Genomic DNA, 15,481 nt, shown 5'->3' with positions numbered 1-15,481 from the left:
GCGGGTGGCGGGGCCGCATCGCAAATCAGACGGAGGAACCCGATGGCCGACCCCATCCTGGTCGCGCGGCACGGCGACATCGCCTGCCAGCTGCTGCCCGCCCTGGCCAACCGCCACGGCCTGATCACCGGCGCCACCGGCACCGGCAAGACCATCACCTTGCAGACCCTGGCCGAGGGCTTCTCCAGGCTCGGCGTGCCGGTCTTCCTGGCCGACGTCAAGGGAGACCTGACGGGCATCACGCAGGCCGGCAGCATCGGCCCCAAGCTCGCGGCGCTGCTGCAAGAGCGCGGCCTGCCCGCTCCGGCGTCGCAGGCCTGCCCGGCGACGCTGTGGGACGTCTTCGGCGAACAAGGCCACCCGGTGCGCGCCACCGTGTCCGACATGGGCCCACTGCTGCTGGCGCGCATGCTGGCGCTGAACGACACCCAGGCCGGCGTGCTGGCGCTGGTGTTCAAGATCGCCGACGACCGCGGGCTGGCGCTGCTGGACCTGAAGGACCTGCGGGCGATGCTGCAGTACGTCGGCGACAACGCCGGCGACTTCACCACCGAGTACGGCAACGTCAGCGCCGCCAGCATCGGCGCGATCCAGCGCGGCCTGCTGCAGATCGCCGAACAGGGCGGCGACCGGTTCTTCGGCGAGCCGATGCTCAATATCGACGACTTTCTACAGTGCGTCGACGGCCGCGGTGTCGTCAACATCCTCGCCGCCGACAAGCTGATGAATGCGCCGCGGCTGTATGCCACCTTCCTGCTGTGGATGCTGTCGGAGGTGTTCGAGCGCCTGCCCGAAGTCGGCGACCTGGAACAGCCCAAGCTGGTGTTCTTCTTCGACGAGGCGCACCTGCTGTTCAACGACGCGCCGGCCGCGCTGATCGAGCGCATCGAGCTGGTGGTGCGGCTGGTGCGCTCCAAGGGCGTGGGCGTGTACTTCGTGACCCAGAACCCGCTCGACGTGCCCGACAGCGTGCTCGGACAGCTCGGCAACCGGGTGCAGCACGCGCTGCGCGCCTTCACGCCGCGCGACCAGAAAGCCGTCAAGGCCGCGGCCGACACGATGCGCCCCAACCCGGCGCTGGACATCGCCGCCGCGATCACCGACCTGGGCGTCGGCGAGGCGCTGGTCAGCTTCCTCGACGACAAGGGCCGGCCCTCGGTGACCGAACGCGCGTTCGTGCTGCCACCCGGCAGCCAGATCGGCCCGATCACGCCTGCCCAGCGCCAGGCGCTGATCGCCGGCTCGCTGGTCGCCGGCGTCTACGAGAAGGCGGTGGACCGCGAATCGGCCTACGAGAAGCTCAAGGGCCGCGCGGCCGCCACCGCCACCACTGCGGCCGCCGGCCCCACCCCGATGGCCGACGAAGCCGTCAGCGCCACCCGAGGCACGGCCCCCCCGGGCGCGCCGGCCGCCGACGGCGGGGGATTGATGGGTCAGCTGGGCAGCGTGCTGTTCGGCAGCACCGGCCCGCGCGGAGGCCACCGCGAAGGCCTGGCCGAGGCGGCGGCGCGCTCGGCGGTGCGCAGCATCGGCTCGTCCGTCGGGCGCGAAATCATCCGCGGCGTGCTGGGCTCACTGCTGGGCGGCGGCAAGAGCCGCTGAACCACCGCGCGGCGCCCCGGGCGCCGGCACCCGCTGGCTACAATCAAATCCTGTTGCGCCCCGTCGTCCGGGCCCCGGGCGGGTCAGCGTCTGACCGCCCTTTCTACCCTGAGAGCACCACGCTTTTCATGAGCGAGCCCACCCCTGCCGGCACCGGCACCGAATCCGCCAAGCCCAGCAACTTCCTGCGCGCCATCGTCGAGCACGACCTGGCCGCCGGCACCTATGCGCAGCGCCCCTTCGGCGGCAGCCCGGGCGATGCGGCCCACCATGCGGCCGGCGCGCCGGACCCGGCCCGCGTGCGGCTGCGCTTCCCGCCCGAGCCCAACGGCTACCTGCACGTGGGCCACGCCAAGAGCATCTGCCTGAACTTCGGCCTGGCGCGTGATTTCGGCGGCGTCTGCCACCTGCGTTTCGACGACACCAACCCCGAGAAGGAAGAGCAGGAGTACGTCGACGCGATCGAGGAGATGGTGCGCTGGCTGGGCTGGGACTGGACCGCCTTCGGCACGGCCCATCTTTACTACGCCAGCAACTACTTCGACTTCATGTACCGCGCGGCGGAACACCTGATCGAGCGCGGCCTGGCCTACGTGGACGAGCAGACGCCCGAACAGATGCGTGCCCACCGCGGCGACTTCACCACGCCCGGCACCGACAGCCCGTTCCGCAGCCGCACGCCCGAGCAGAACCTGGCGCGCTTTCGCGAAATGCGCGACGGCCGGCACGCCGATGGCGCGATGGTGCTGCGCGCGAAGATCGACATGGCCAGCCCCAACATCAACCTGCGCGACCCGGCCATCTACCGCATCCGCCGCGCGACCCACCACAACACCGGCGACCGGTGGTGCATCTACCCGATGTACACCTACGCCCACCCGATCGAGGACGCGCTGGAGCGCATCACGCACTCGATCTGCACGCTGGAGTTCGAGGACCAGCGCCCGTTCTACGACTGGCTCTTGGAGCGCCTGGCGGAAACGGAAACGCTCCCTGACGGTCGCGTGGTGGGCGGCCTGCTGGCGCACCCGCTGCCCAAGCAGTACGAGTTCGGCCGGCTCAACCTCAGCTACGTCATCACCAGCAAGCGCAAGCTCAAGCAGCTGGTCGACGAAAAGCACGTCAGCGGCTGGGACGACCCGCGTATGCCCACGCTGGCCGGCATGCGCCGGCGCGGCTACACCCCCGCCAGCATCCGCAAGGTGGCCGACGATTCCGGCGCCAGCAAGACCAACATCTGGCTCGATTATTCGGTGCTGGACATCGCGCTGCGCGCCGACCTCGAAGAGCAGGCCGCGCGCGCGATGGCGGTGATCCATCCGGTCAAGCTCCGTCTGACCAACTACGCCGAGGTCTTCGGCAGCGCCGAGCACCGCGAGCCTTGCAGCGCGCCGGCCCACCCGCACCACGCCGAGCTGGGCCAGCGCCAGTTCAGCCTCGGGCCCGAGCTGTGGATCGAGCGCGACGACTTCGCCGAAGTGCCGCCCAAGGGCTTCTTCCGCCTGTTCCCGGGCAACAAGGTGCGGCTGAAGTACGGCGTGATCATCGAGTGCACCGGCTGCGAGAAGGATGCCGACGGCAAGCTCACCGCCGTCACCGCCACGGTCGTTCCCGACACCAAGAGCGGCACGCCCGGCGCCGACCGCGTCAAGGTCAAGGGCGTGATCACCTGGGTCGGCGTGCACGACGGCATCGAATGCGAGATGCGCCTGTTCGACCGCCTGTTCACCGAGGCCCAACCCGACGCCGGCGGGCGCGATTTCCTCAGCGTGCTCAACCCGGCCAGCAAGCAGGTGCTGCGCTCGGTGCTGGAGCCGTCGCTCGCCCGGGCCCTGCCCGACGACAAGTTCCAGTTCGAGCGCCACGGCTACTTCGTCGCCGACCGGCTGGACCACAGCGCCGCCACGCCGGTATTCAATCGCATCACCGGGCTGAAGGACGGTTGGGCGAAGTAGGCGCGCCCGACCGGGCGATCCGTTTTCAGCTCGCCGCCCGGCCTGGCGGTCCGCCGCGGCGTCAGGCGCTCTGCAACTGCAGCGCCACGATGCCGCCAACGATGGCGGCGATGCTGGCCAGCCGCGCCAGCGACGCCGCCTCGGCAAACCAGACCATGCCGATCACGGCGGTGCCCAGCGCACCGATGCCGGCCCACACGGCATAGGCCGTCCCCACCGGCAACAGCTTCAGGCTGAGGCTCATCAGCCACACGCTCAGGCCGCCGGCCAGCACGGCCACCGCACCCGCCAGGGGCCGGCTGAAGCCGTCGGACAGCTTCAGCGCCACCGAGAACACGATTTCGAGCAGGCCGGAGGCCAGCACCACGGCCCAGGCGGCAGGGATCGACGTGACGGAGAACATGGACGGGTCCTTGAAGACAGGCGGGGGGCCGAATGCAGACCTGGAGATTGTCGTGCCACACCGGCACCCTCGATCTGTCAGCCATTCGCCATTGTTGCGGTGCACAATCAGACTTACCGGGCGAGCCTGCCCGGCCCTGTTTGACTCTCGCCTTCGGAGCTTCCCGCCATGCGTCACGTCGTTTTCAACCAGAAGGGGGGCGTGGGCAAGTCCACCATCGCCTGCAACCTGGCGGCCATCGGGGCGGCGCAGGGCCTGCGCACGCTGGTGGTGGATCTGGACCCGCAGGGCAATTCGACCCGCTACCTGCTGGGCGACGGGGCCGATGGCGAGCCGGCCGGCGTGGCCCCGTTCTTCGAGCAGCAGCTCAAGTTCACGCTGCGCAATGGCACGACCGGCGATTTCATCGTCGAGACACCGTTCGAGCGCCTGGACCTGATGGCCTCGCACCCCTCGCTGGAGGAGATGCACGGCAAGCTCGAATCCCGCTACAAGATCTACAAGCTGCGCGACGCGCTGGCCGAACTGGGCGACGCCTATGACGCGGTCTGGATCGACACGCCGCCGGCGCTGAACTTCTACACCCGCTCCGCGCTGATCGCCGCCGACGGCTGCCTGATCCCGTTCGACTGCGACGATTTCTCGCGCCGCGCGCTCTACTCGCTGCTGGACAGCGTGCAGGAGATCCAGGCCGACCACAACCCGGGGCTGAAGGTCGAGGGCATCGTCGTCAACCAGTTCCAGCCGCGCGCCAAGCTGCCGCCGCGGCTGGTCCAGGAACTGGTGGACGAGGGCCTGCCGGTGCTGCAGCCCTACCTCGGCGCGAGCGTCAAGATCAAGGAATCGCACGAGCAGTCGATGCCGATGATCCACCTGGAGCCGCGGCACAAGCTGACGCTGGATTTCGTCGCGCTGCACGCGTTGCTGAACCGCGCCGCACCGCTGCCGAAGAAGAAGAAGGCCGGTCGTTGAGCGGGTCTCGCTTGTTCTGCCGCGGTAACCGGCGGCCGGTAGCATCGCGCGGATGAAGATTGCCCTGATCGCCCACGACCGCAAGAAGGACGCCATGGTGGCGCTGGCCGCCGAGTTCCAGGCCGTGCTGGCCGGCTGCACGCTGATGGCCACCGGCACCACCGGCGGCCGCCTGGTGGCCGAGGCCGGCCTGGCCGTGGAGCGCCTGCTCAGCGGACCGCTGGGCGGCGACCTGCAGATCGGCGCCCGGCTGGCGATGGGCGAGGTGGACGCGGTGGTCTTCCTGCGCGACCCGATGACACCGCAGCCCCACGAGCCCGACATCAACGCGCTGGTGCGCGCCTGCGACTTGCACGACGTGCCCTGCGCCACCAACCTCAGCAGCGCCCGGCTGATGCTGCGCGGCCTGGCCGACCGGCAGGCCGCGCGTTAGCTCGCGCCGGTGGCGGTGGCGGTGGCGGTGGCGGTGGCAGTGGCAGTGGCGGTGGCGGTGGTGGTGGCGGACGCGCGCCGGTCCAGATCGGATTGCGTCAGGTACAGGCGCAGGTCGAATTCGAGCTGGTGATAGTCCGGCAGCAGGTGGCAGCACAGCGCATAGAAGGCGCGGTCGTGCTCGCGCTCCTTCAGGTGCGCCAGCTCGTGCGCGACGATCATCTCCAGGAATGCCGCCGGCGCGTCGCGGAACAGCGCCGCGATGCGGATCTCGCGCTTGGCCTTGAGCTTGCCGCCCTGCACCCGCGACACCGTGGTGTGCGTGCCCAGCGCCTGCTGCAGCAGCTTGAGCTTGCTGTCGTAGGCCACGCGCGCCAGCGGTGCGGTGTTGCGCAGGTGGCGCTGGCGGCGCGCCTCGACGTAGTCGTACAGCGCCCGGTCGGTCCGCACCTCGTGCGGCTCCGGGTAGCGCGCGGCCAGCCAGGCCGCCAGGCGGCCGCTGGCGATCAGCGCCTGAGCCTGCTGGCGCAGCGCCTCGGGATAGCCGGCCAGGTACTTCAGCGGGGGCGGTACGGACGACGTCATGGGGAGGGATTGTCGGTGCGGCCGGGGTTGCAGCAGACCTGACGCCAAACACCGCAATCGGCCCGCGGCTTGCCGCGATACTGGGCGCTTCGATTTCACAATCCCGATTTCACGATGAACACCAAGCCCTGCCTCGGCCACGACGACGTGGTCGCCATCCTCAACGCCGCCCGCGCCGAAGCGCAGAAGAACGCCTGGGCGGTCAGCATCGCCGTGGTCGATGACGGCGGCCACCTGCTGGGCCATTACCGGCTCGACGGCGCGCCGCCCATGTCGGCCCGCATGGCACCGGCCAAGGCCCGCACCGCGGCGCTGGGCAAGCGCGAGACCAAGATCTACGAGGACATCATCAACAACGGCCGCATCGCCTTCCTCAGCGCGCCGGACCTGGACGGCATGCTCGAAGGCGGCGTGCCCATCGTGGTAGGCGGCCAGGTGGCGGGCGCGGTGGGCGTCAGCGGCGTGAAGTCGAGCGAGGACGCGCAGATCGCCAAGGCCGGCATCGCCGCGGTGCTGCCCTGACGCGGGCCGCCGCCGCCCGGCACCGGGCGGCGGCGCTTCATTCCGGGGCGGGCCGGCCGATATCCCGGGGGTCACCCCGCCCGAGGCCCGCGCCGCCATGACTGTTGTTGCCCCTGCCCGCACCGGCGTTCGCGCCGTCCAGGACGAGTTGGACCAGGCCCGTGCCCAGGGCCCGCTCAAGACCATCGTCATCCCGCCCTGCCCCGAGTTGCTGCGCCGCATGCAGGACGCGCTGGCGCAGCCCGAGCCCGACCTGACCGAGGTGGCTCGCATCGCCGCCAGCGACGTCGCGATGTCGGCGTCGCTGATCAAGGCCGCCAACAGCGCGGCCTTCACCACCGGCCAGCCGGTGCAGACCCTGGGCCAGGCGCTGAACCGCCTGGGCCTGGAGCAGACCGCCGCGGTGATGGCCGGCTACCTGGTGCGCCAGGCGCTGCCGGCTGGCGGCCCGCAGTTGCGCCGTTTCTGGGAACGGGCGTCCAAGCGCGCGCTGGCCATGGGCTTCATCGCCCGTCGGCTGGCGGGCATGTCGCCCGACGTGGCGCACACCTACGGCCTGTTCTGCGACGTGGGCATGCCGGTGATGATGCAAAGCCTGCGCGGCTACGGTGGCACGCTGGTGGAAGCCGGCGCGCGCATCGACCGGCCGTTCATCGCGACCGAGAACGCCAACCACCGCACCGACCACGCGGTCGTGGGGGCGCTGGTGGCGCGAGTCTGGCGCCTCGCCCCGGAGGTGATGGCCGCGATCCGCCGTCACCACGATCTGGACATGCTGGGCGACCAGGCCACCGACCCCGGCATCCACACGCTGGTGGCCGCCGGCCTGGTGGCCGAGCACCTGATGCGCCGCCACGAGGGCCTGGACCCGGATGCCGACTGGGTCGCCCACGGCGCCGACGCGCTGGCCTGGCTGTCGCTGGACGCCGACGACCTGGCGCTGTGGGACGAAGCCCTGGGGCCGGTGCTGGAAGCGGCCTGACCGCCTCTCGCTACCGCACCGCGTCGGGCAGCTCGATCTTGACTTCCAGCACCTCGAGGTTGTCCTGGCGTTCCAGGTTGACCTTGATGTCGTCCGGATTGATCTTCACGTATTTCGAGATCACCGCCACCAGCTCGCGCTGCAGCGCCGGCAGGTAATCGGGCGTGGCGGCGCTGCGGCCGCTGCGCTCGTGGGCCAGGATGATCTGCAGCCGCTCCTTGGCGACGCTGGCGGTCTTCTTCTTCTCGCCGAGCAGGAATGAGAGGAACGACATGCCGCTCACCTCCCGCCGAACATGCGCTTGAAGAAGCCGGGCTTGACGGCCTCGGTGAAGCGCATCGGATGGGTTTCGCCCAGGAAGCGGCCGACCACGTCCTGGTAGGCCTCGGCCACGTCGGTGCCCTTCAGGTGCACTGCCGGCAGGCCCTGGTTCGACGCGTCGAGCACGCTCTCCGATTCGGGGATCACGCCGATCAGCTCGATGCGCAGGATCTCTTGAATGTCGGCCAGCGACAGCATCTGGCCGGTGTCGACCCGGTTCGGGTTGTAGCGGGTGATCAGCAGGTGTTCCTTGACCGGCTCGCGGCCTTCGATCGCGCGCTTGGTCTTGCTGGCCAGGATGCCCAGGATGCGGTCGGAATCGCGCACCGACGAGACCTCGGGGTTGGTCACCACCAGCGCCTCGTCGGCGAAGTGCATCGCCATCAGCGCGCCGGTCTCGATGCCGGCCGGCGAATCGCAGACGATGTATTCGAAATCCATCGCCGCGAGTTCGCCCAGCACGCGCTCGACGCCGTCCTGCGTCAGCGCGTCCTTGTCGCGCGTCTGCGAGGCGGCCAGCACGAACAGGTTGTCGCACTGCTTGTCCTTGATCAGCGCCTGGGTCAGCTTGGCCTCGTTGTGGATCACGTTGATCAGGTCGTAGACCACGCGCCGCTCGCAGCCCATGATCAGGTCGAGGTTGCGCAGGCCGACGTCGAAGTCGATCACGGCGGTCTTGTGGCCGCGCAGGGCCAGGCCGGAGGCGAAGCTGGCGCTGGTGGTGGTCTTTCCGACCCCTCCCTTGCCGGAGGTCACCACGACGATCTTGGTCATCGGTACAAGTCCTTTCGAAAGGCCCGCCACGGGGCCGGAGTTTTCAGGGGGAACCGTCAGAACTTCAGCGGTTCGAAGATCAGTTTGTCGCCGTCCAGCCGCACCTGTGCCGGCTTGCCGGCCACCTCGGGCGGCAGGCCGGCTTCCAGCGTGCGCCAGGTGCCGGCGATGGACACCAGCTGCGGCTCCATGCTGGCGGCGAAGATGCGGGCGTCCGGGTTGCCGGTGGCGCCGGCCAGCGCCCGGCCGCGCAACGGCGCGTAGACATGGATGCTGCCATCGGCGATCACCTCGGCCCCGTGGCTGACCACGGCCAGCACGATCAGGTCGCCGCCGCGGGCATAGACCTGCTGGCCGGAGCGCAGCGGCTTGTCGATGATCAGCGTGGCGGCGGCCGGCCGCAGGGCCGTGGCGGCCGGCTCATCCGAAGCGTCCGCAGCCGCCTCGCCCGCCGCCGGGTCAGCGCCCTGCGGCACGTCGAACAGGCCCGGCTGCGGCTGCGCCGTGTCGGGCTCGGCAGGCGATTCGCCGTCCTCACCCGGTTCGGCAGCCGCGGCAGCGGAGCGCGCCGGCGGGGTGGCGTCCGGCGCCTCGGCCAGCCCCGCCGCCAGGGCCGCCACCTTGTGGGCCGCGCTGCCGCCGCGCAGCGCGACTGCGTTCAGGCCATAGGGTTTGAGCAGGGCCGCCAGCGCGCCGAAGTCGAGCTCGGCGTCGGGATCGGGCAGCGCCGACAGGTCGACGCACAGCGGTTCCTGCTCGAACAGGCCGCCGGCACCGCCAAAGCGCTGGGTCAGCGCGTCGGCCAGCAGGCCCAGATCGGGCGTCTTGAGCAGCAGCACCAGCACGGTCAGCGCGGTGCTTTTGAGGTCGAAGACGGCGGTGGCGCTGGCCTTGGAGGAAACGGGCATGGGCGACGGAAATCCCGCAAAAGGCGCGATTTTAGCGGCCCACCCCCTCGGCCTCGGCCGCGCTCGGTGGAAACCAATGGAAAAGACCGTCGACCAGCCGGCGTGCGTCGTTCTCGGTGCGCAGTGCCTGGTACGCCGTCTCGGCCACCGGATAGCGGCGGCGCAGGTAGTTCAGCCATTGCTTGAGCCGTCCGGCGCGGTGCCTGGGCTCGACGTGGCCCTCGATCAGGCGCGCGTACAGGCGCAGCAGTTCGCCCAGGCGCTCGGTGCTCAAGCCGGCGGCCGGCCCGGCGGGTTCGCCCGGTGCCGGTCCGCTCAAGGCCTGGGCCAGCGCCGGATCGGCCACCTGGCCGCGGCCCAGCATCAAGGCATCGCAGCCCGAGGCCCGACGGCATCGGCGGGCGTCGGCCACGTTCCAGATCTCGCCGTTGGCGACCAGCGGCACGGCCACCGCGGCGCGCAGTTCGGCGATGCGGGCCCAGTGCGCCGGCGGCCGGTAGCCCTGGGCGCGGGTGCGGGCATGGACCACGATCTCGCTGGCGCCGCCGCCGGCCAGCGCACGGGCGCAATCGGCGGCCCGCGCGTCGTCGGCATTGCCCAGCCGCATCTTGGCCGACACCGGCAGGTGCGCCGGCACCGCGCGGCGCACCGCGGCGACGATGCAGTGCAGCAGTTCGGGGTCGTCGAGCAGCGCCGCGCCGCCGCCGTGGCGGTTGACGACCTTGGCCGGGCAGCCGAAGTTCAGGTCGATGCCCTCGGGCCCCAGCGTCGCCAGGCGGGCGGCGTTGTCGGCCAGGCAGGCGGGGTCCGAGCCCAGCAATTGCGGCCGCACCGGCACGCCGGCCGGCGTGCGCCCGCCCTGGGCCAGTTCGGGCACGACACGCAGGAACACCCGCTCGGGCAGCAACTGGTCGGTGATGCGGATGAATTCGCTGACGCAGCGGTCGATGCCGCCGACCCGCGTCAGCACATCGCGCAGCGCGTGGTCGAGCAGCCCTTCCATCGGGGCGAGCAGGATGTTCGCAGCGCCTGCGCGAGGTCCGCGGCCCTCGCCTTCGAAGAGGGAATGGGCCCCTGCGGGCGGCCGGGCGGGACTCATGCGCCGGCAGACAGGCGGCGGCGCACCATCTGGATGTGGCTGCGCAGCGCGTACAGCTCGTCGGCATAGCTCAGCGGCACCTTGACGCGGCCGACCCGCGCCTCGATCTCGTCGAGCTCGCGCTGCAGGTCCACCAGCGGGCGCAGGGGGCGGGCGTCCTCGACCTCGCGCAGCTGCGCGTACCAGCGGAACACCCGCGAGCGGATGCGCATCTCCACCAGCGGCGGCAAGACGCGCGCCAGCGGGATCAGCAGCGCGATCATCGACAACAGCACCACCCACATCCGGTCGACCAGGTTGGCCAGCCAGAACGGCACATAGCGCTGCAGCCACGGCGGGCCGTTGCGGTAGAAGCGCTGGGCTTCGGGCGCCAGCGGGCGCTCGCTGTCGGTCGGGTTCGGAAAATCCCCCTTGTGCTGGAACCAGCCGGCCTCGCCATGCACCTGGGTGGCCGCCTGCATGAACAATTGCACCAGCGCCGGGTGCAGGCTCTGGCGCGCCACCAGCGTGGCGGTGGGGGCGATCAGCTGCACGTCGGCGGGCGGTACGTCGGCGGCCAGGTCCACCACGCCGCGCGGCAGGCGCACCGCGCTCATGAAGGGGAAGCGCCGGGTGTAGGCCTCGGCCTGGACGACATCGAACAGCGCGATCCCCGGTGTCTGCAGCAGCATCTGCACCATCGACGACTCCGGCGCCGAGACGATCGCCAGCGCGTCGATGCGACCGGCCAGCAAGGCCACCACCGCGGGCGTCAGCGCTTGGTGCGAGAGCGTCACCGCCCCGTCGGCCAGGTGGTTGGCCTCCAGCAGCCGGGCCATCAGCGGCGGCCCGCCGCTGCCGGCGGCCCCGACGTCCAGACGCCAGCCCGCCAATTGCGGCAAGGCGGTGAGCCGCGGCGATTTCAACAGGCGCTGGGCGCTGTCGGTGCGGTAGAACAGCCAGACCGGTTCGTAGCAGACGCTGCCCAGGGACACCAGGCCGGTGTCCTCGGCGGCGGTTTCGAGCTGCGGGCGCGGGTCCGATCCGCCCTGCACGAACGCCAGATCGACACCGGAATGCGGGTCGCGCAGCAACGCCAGGTTCTCGGCCGAACCCTGGGTGCTGCGCAGCTCCACCGCGATGCCGTGCTGCTTGAGCAGCGCCGCATAGCGCCGCCCGAATTCGTCGTAGGCGCCGTGCGGCACGCCGGTGGCCAGCACCACATGCCGCGGTGGCGACGGCTGAAGCACCTCGTAGGCGAGCGCCAGCAGGGCCAGCGCGATCAGCCCGACGGCAAGCGACGAGCCGAGGTAGACGCGCAGCGAGGCAAGAATCGGCGGCAAGGGCATGGGGCGTGGAGCGGACGCGGGCCCGCAACGATACCCTGTGCCCGGACGCGGCCCGCTCGGCGCGTCAGCGCAGGTCGCCCGCCAGGCTGGCCAGCGTGTCGGCGGGCAGGCTGCGGTGCGCCGGATAGCGGGTGTGGTCGCAGCCCAGCGTCACCGCCGCACCCGCCCGCACCGCCTGCCGCGCCGCGGCCGGGAACTCGAAGCGCAGGAAATGCACCGACGAGGTCTTCTCGTCGGTCTCGCGGTCCAGGTCCTCGTCGGCGACGGCGTAGACGCGGGCGTGGCCCTCGACCTCGACGAACATGCGGTCCTCGACGCCGATCAGCCGCGCCAGTTCGCGCTGGCGCTCGTGCGGGTCGGGGTACTCGATCAGCATCGTGGCCTTCCAGTTGCCGCCATCGGGCACCAGCGGCGCGTAGGCGTCGATCTCGCCCTGGATGCCGGCCTCGTCGAAGATCTTCTCGATGTGCAGCATCTCCTGGATCTGGCGGCGGACGGTGTTCAGATCCTCGAACTGCAGCGTCATGTGCTCGCCGAGCGCGACGCTGCGCAGCCGGCGGTGGGCGATGGCCTCGGGCCGGCTGCTCTGGCGGATCCTGGCGTAGGCCTCCAGCGTCAGCAACTGGTCTCGGGTGATGCTCATGGGGTTCTCCTTCGCTCGCAAGCCGGCCCGCTCACAGGCCGTAGGCGCGCCGCAGCAGGCTCAGCGGGTGTTGCAGCCGGGCCGCCGGGCTGCCGGCCTGGGCCATGCCCTGCGCGATGTGGTGGCCGGCCAGCGCGCAATCGCTGCTGATCACGTCGGGCGCGTCCTGCGCCATGGCCTTGAACACCGGTTTGCCGATCTTCATCGCGACCGGGTGCGTCGCCGTCTTGACGCCATAGGTGCCGGCATGGCCCGAGCAGCGCTCGACGGTGTTCAGCGTCACCGTCACCGTCTGACCGATCAGCCTGAACATCTCTTCGGTCTTCCTGCCGATCTTCTGCACCCGGCCATGGCACGGGATGTGGTAGCTGACCTTGCCCAGCGCGGTCTTGAAGTCGGTCTGCAACAAGCCGTCCTTGTGGCGTGCGATCAGGTACTCGAAGGGGTCGAACATCGCCGCCTGCACGGCCAGCACGTCGGCCTCGTCCGGGAACATCAGCGGCAGTTCCTGCTTGAACATCAGAGTGCAGCTGGGGATGGCGCTGACGATGGCCCAGCCGTCGCGGGCATACCTGGCCAGCACCGGGATGTTGGCGTCCTTGTGGCGCGCCACCGCGTCCAGGTCGCCCAGTTCCAGCTTGGGCATGCCACAGCAGGCCTCCTTGTCGACCACCTCGTACGGAATGCGGTTGTGCTCCAGCACCTTGAGCAGGTCGTGGCCGATGCCGGGTTCGTTGTAGTTGACGTAGCAAGTCGCGAAGATCGCCACCTTGCCGGGCGTGCGCTGGCCGTTCGTCACGACCGTCGCCGTGCTGTCCGCGGCACTCCAGCGGAAGCGGCGGCTCGCCAGCTCGGGCAGCCAGGCCTCGGGATGCACGCCCACGGCCTGGTCCATCAGCCGGCGCATCGGCTTCGTGCGGTTGAGCGCATTGACCGCCTGCACCACCACCGGAATGCCGGCGAACTGGCCGTGCACGTCGGTGGACGCCAGCAGGCGCTCGCCCAGGCCGACCCGGCCCTGCTTGAACTTGATCGCCTTGGCACGCAGCATCAGGTGCGGGAAATCCAGGCCCCAGGGGTGCGGCGGCACGTAGGGGCATTTGGTCATGTAGCAGAGGTCGCACAGGTAGCACTGGTCGACGACCTGGGCGTAGTCCTTCCGGGCGACGCCGTGCACTTCGCCGTCGGCGGTGGCGTCGACCAGGTCGAACAGGGTCGGGAACGACTGGCACAGGCTGACGCAGCGGCGGCAGCCGTGGCAGATGTCGAACACCCGCTCCATCTCCTGCTGGCAATCGGCTTCGTCGTAGTACGGCGCGCTGCGCCAGGCTATGGGGTGCCGGGTCGGTGCTTCGAGGTTGCCTTCGCGCTGGGCCATGGCGTGTCCGTCCTTGGAGATCGGACAAGGGGCCCGCGAGCCCCTTGTCTTCGGTTGCGACGCCGCTGCTCAGTCCACCAGCGCGTCGAGCGCCTTCTGGTAGCGGTTGGCGTGCGAACGCTCGGCCTTGGCCAGGGTCTCGAACCAGTCGGCGATCTCGTCGAAGCCTTCCTCGCGCGCCGACTTGGCCATGCCCGGGTACATGTCGGTGTACTCGTGGGTCTCGCCGGCCACGGCCGCGGCCAGGTTCTGGCGGCTGGAGCCGATCGGCAGGCCGGTGGCCGGGTCGCCGACGGCTTCCAGGAACTCCAGGTGGCCGTGGGCGTGGCCGGTCTCGCCCTCGGCCGTCGAACGGAACAGTGCCGCCACGTCGTTCTGGCCCTCGATGTCGGCCTTGTTCGCGAAGTACAGGTACCGGCGATTGGCCTGCGATTCGCCTGCGAAGGCGTCCTTCAGGTTTTGCTCGGTCTTGGAACCTTTCAAGCCCATGTCGCGCTCCTCATCAAGATGTTGGGGGGACGGTGGCCGCCACGCGCCGCGCAGCGACACGGTCTGACCCTAACAGAACGCCGCGGCACCATCCAATGCAATGCGTCAATGCGACGCATAGCAAGGGGCTATGTCGGCGAGGGTTTACCTGGACCCGGTCCGCCAGCCGGCGCTCACCAGGCTCCGGCCAGCGCTGCAAGCGCCCGGCTCGGCGGCCGGTCGCGATGAAGAATCGCGCTGAACGAGCGCGCGCCCAGGTCGAACGCCAGGCGCCTGAGCGTGCCAGCCGCCACATGCGGCGCCGCCGCCAGGTCGGACACCGCGCACAGGCAACCCCCCTGGACCACGGCGGCGAGCACCGCCTCGTTGGAGGGCAGCTCGAGCAACACCGGCAGTTGCGCCGGCTCCAGGCCGATCGCGGCGAGCGCCGCTTCCAGGTCGGCGCGGGTGCCCGAGCCCGATTCGCGCATCACCCACGGCGACGCGCTCAGTTGCTCCGGCTTGAGCGAGCGCAGGCGCTGCAGCGGGTGACCGGGCGCGGCGTAGAGCGACAACCGGTCGCCGCCCACGGTCTTGCGGCCGAGCACGGGCGAATCGACCAGGCCTTCGACGATACCCAGGTCCGCCTCCCCCGCCAGCACCGCCTGCACCACCTGCTGCGTGTTGCCGACCGTCAGGCTCAGCCCGATCTGCGGATGGGCCATCGCAAACGCCGCCATGCGGGCGGGCAGCCAGTGGCTGGCCACGGTCTGGCTGGCGGCCAGGCGGACCCGGCCGCGCTTCAGGCCGGCGACCTCGTCGAGCGCCTGCTCCGCCACGTCCGCCCGGGCCAGCACGGCCCGCGCTTCGGGCAACAGCACCTCGCCGGCCTGCGACAGCTCCAGCCCCCGTCCGACCCGGTTGAACAGGCGCACGCCGTAGCGCTGCTCCAGCGCCGCCACCGCCGCGCTGGCGGCCGACTGGGTCATGTGCAGGCGCTGCGCCGCCTGCGTCATGTGCAGGCCCTCGGCCACCGCCACGAAGACGCGAAGCTGATCCAGGGTCATGGCTTCATCATCACAAAAATCGATTGAATGAACAAAAACAAT

General features: G+C 70.5%; 17 protein-coding genes. 6 read left to right on the top strand and 11 right to left on the bottom strand.

What is annotated here, in order from left to right; genetic code table 11:
* Window positions 1-42: 42 nt before the first annotated feature.
* Both AC0N04_RS12245 and AC0N04_RS12240 read left to right on the top strand, forming a co-directional pair.
* Window positions 43-1,602, top strand: coding sequence for a helicase HerA-like domain-containing protein (locus AC0N04_RS12245; RefSeq protein ID WP_474281949.1), 1,560 nt, complete (start codon window positions 43-45; stop codon window positions 1,600-1,602).
* Between the two features lie 128 nt (window positions 1,603-1,730).
* Entirely contained in the window at window positions 1,731-3,557 is a 1,827-nt protein-coding gene (locus AC0N04_RS12240) for a glutamine--tRNA ligase/YqeY domain fusion protein (RefSeq protein WP_474281948.1), read from the top strand.
* A 61-nt stretch (window positions 3,558-3,618) separates the two neighbouring features.
* Here the strand turns inward: AC0N04_RS12240 and AC0N04_RS12235 are convergent, their stop codons facing one another.
* Window positions 3,619-3,960 (bottom strand): DMT family transporter, encoded by a 342-nt coding sequence (locus tag AC0N04_RS12235; RefSeq protein ID WP_474281946.1) that lies wholly within the window; start codon window positions 3,958-3,960, stop codon window positions 3,619-3,621.
* A 168-nt stretch (window positions 3,961-4,128) separates the two neighbouring features.
* Here AC0N04_RS12235 and AC0N04_RS12230 point away from each other — a divergent pair, with 168 nt between their 5' ends.
* Window positions 4,129-4,932, top strand: a complete 804-nt coding sequence (locus tag AC0N04_RS12230) for a ParA family protein (protein WP_474281944.1) — start codon at window positions 4,129-4,131, stop codon at window positions 4,930-4,932.
* Between the two features lie 52 nt (window positions 4,933-4,984).
* Window positions 4,985-5,365 carry a methylglyoxal synthase gene (locus AC0N04_RS12225; RefSeq protein WP_474281942.1) on the top strand — a complete coding sequence of 127 codons (381 nt, stop codon included), beginning with the start codon at window positions 4,985-4,987 and terminating at the stop codon, window positions 5,363-5,365.
* Here AC0N04_RS12225 and AC0N04_RS12220 read toward each other — a convergent pair.
* Window positions 5,362-5,949 (bottom strand): M48 metallopeptidase family protein, encoded by a 588-nt coding sequence (locus AC0N04_RS12220; RefSeq protein WP_474281940.1) that lies wholly within the window; start codon window positions 5,947-5,949, stop codon window positions 5,362-5,364. The genes AC0N04_RS12225 and AC0N04_RS12220 overlap by 4 nt on opposite strands.
* Before the next feature lie 114 nt (window positions 5,950-6,063).
* On the opposite strand from AC0N04_RS12220, the gene AC0N04_RS12215 reads away from it, so the two are divergent.
* Window positions 6,064-6,471, top strand: coding sequence for a GlcG/HbpS family heme-binding protein (locus AC0N04_RS12215; RefSeq protein WP_474281937.1), 408 nt, complete (start codon window positions 6,064-6,066; stop codon window positions 6,469-6,471).
* Window positions 6,472-6,568: 97 nt separating this feature from the next.
* On the top strand, window positions 6,569-7,453 hold the full coding sequence (locus tag AC0N04_RS12210) for an HDOD domain-containing protein (protein WP_474281935.1): 885 nt from the start codon (window positions 6,569-6,571) through the stop codon (window positions 7,451-7,453).
* A 10-nt stretch (window positions 7,454-7,463) separates the two neighbouring features.
* On the opposite strand, the gene minE is transcribed toward AC0N04_RS12210, so the two are convergent.
* The 9 genes from minE to AC0N04_RS12165 all read right to left on the bottom strand — a co-directional run bounded on the left by minE (window position 7,464) and on the right by AC0N04_RS12165 (window position 15,439).
* The gene (gene minE / locus AC0N04_RS12205; RefSeq protein WP_474281933.1) at window positions 7,464-7,727 is read right to left on the bottom strand and encodes a cell division topological specificity factor MinE; all 264 of its coding nucleotides are present in this window, start codon (window positions 7,725-7,727) and stop codon (window positions 7,464-7,466) included.
* Between the two features lie 5 nt (window positions 7,728-7,732).
* Window positions 7,733-8,548 carry a septum site-determining protein MinD gene (gene minD, locus AC0N04_RS12200; RefSeq protein ID WP_474281931.1) on the bottom strand — a complete coding sequence of 272 codons (816 nt, stop codon included), beginning with the start codon at window positions 8,546-8,548 and terminating at the stop codon, window positions 7,733-7,735.
* A 56-nt stretch (window positions 8,549-8,604) separates the two neighbouring features.
* Window positions 8,605-9,456, bottom strand: coding sequence for a septum site-determining protein MinC (minC, locus tag AC0N04_RS12195; protein WP_474281929.1), 852 nt, complete (start codon window positions 9,454-9,456; stop codon window positions 8,605-8,607).
* Between the two features lie 31 nt (window positions 9,457-9,487).
* Entirely contained in the window at window positions 9,488-10,459 is a 972-nt protein-coding gene (locus tag AC0N04_RS12190) for a tRNA dihydrouridine synthase (protein ID WP_474281927.1), read from the bottom strand.
* A gap of 92 nt (window positions 10,460-10,551) precedes the next feature.
* Window positions 10,552-11,883 (bottom strand): TAXI family TRAP transporter solute-binding subunit, encoded by a 1,332-nt coding sequence (locus AC0N04_RS12185; protein WP_474281924.1) that lies wholly within the window; start codon window positions 11,881-11,883, stop codon window positions 10,552-10,554.
* A gap of 64 nt (window positions 11,884-11,947) precedes the next feature.
* Window positions 11,948-12,526 carry a DUF3501 family protein gene (locus tag AC0N04_RS12180; RefSeq protein ID WP_474281922.1) on the bottom strand — a complete coding sequence of 193 codons (579 nt, stop codon included), beginning with the start codon at window positions 12,524-12,526 and terminating at the stop codon, window positions 11,948-11,950.
* A 31-nt stretch (window positions 12,527-12,557) separates the two neighbouring features.
* The gene (locus AC0N04_RS12175; protein WP_474281920.1) at window positions 12,558-13,904 is read right to left on the bottom strand and encodes a (Fe-S)-binding protein; all 1,347 of its coding nucleotides are present in this window, start codon (window positions 13,902-13,904) and stop codon (window positions 12,558-12,560) included.
* 69 nt (window positions 13,905-13,973) lie between these two features.
* Complete coding sequence (locus AC0N04_RS12170) at window positions 13,974-14,393, bottom strand: rubrerythrin family protein (protein ID WP_474281918.1); 420 nt, start codon at window positions 14,391-14,393, stop codon at window positions 13,974-13,976.
* A 173-nt stretch (window positions 14,394-14,566) separates the two neighbouring features.
* Window positions 14,567-15,439 (bottom strand): LysR family transcriptional regulator, encoded by an 873-nt coding sequence (locus AC0N04_RS12165; protein ID WP_474281916.1) that lies wholly within the window; start codon window positions 15,437-15,439, stop codon window positions 14,567-14,569.
* Between the last annotated feature and the right edge of the window lie 42 nt (window positions 15,440-15,481).

The organism is Ideonella sp. sgz306126 (assembly GCF_056032705.1).
The sequence above is the reverse complement of the archived record's forward strand: the minus strand, read 5'-3'. Positions and strand labels throughout refer to the sequence as shown.